Below are 473 nucleotides of genomic sequence, written 5' to 3' on the forward strand. Positions count from 1 at the left end.
GCACGTTATCGCAGCAGGTTCACTGTTGGAATTTGCTTTGCAGGAGATTCCTTCTTTTGCTGTGGGGCGCATTACGTCCATGTTTATGTATCCGCTCTGTTTTAGCGAATATCTGCGTGCTATGGGTTTTGATGCGATGGCAAATAAAATTGCGGCAGCAGCTCCCGACCGCCCTCTGTCGGAGGCGATTCATCCAAATATAATCAATCAATTAGTGCGATTTATCTCTATCGGAGGAATGCCGGAAGTGGTCAAAACATACGTTGAACATAATGATTTGCTTCAATGTCAGCAAGTTTTGGACGATTTAATGGATACATACTACGACGATTTTTCAAAATATAAAAAACGTGTGCTTCCAATGCGACTTAGAGATGTTTTTTCGTCGGTAATGGAGCAGTGCTGTCAAAAATTCACCTATTCCAATGCCTCCAAAGGGGCAAATATCGACCAGGTGAAAGATTCGCTGATGC

Annotated in this window: 1 pseudogene; it reads left to right on the forward strand. The window is 43.1% G+C overall.

Going from position 1 to position 473, the window contains the following annotated elements:
- Positions 1-473 (forward strand): annotated as a pseudogene (locus ASC50_RS04320) (ATP-binding protein); the annotation flags it as partial.

Source organism: Candidatus Symbiothrix dinenymphae (genome assembly GCF_001431085.1).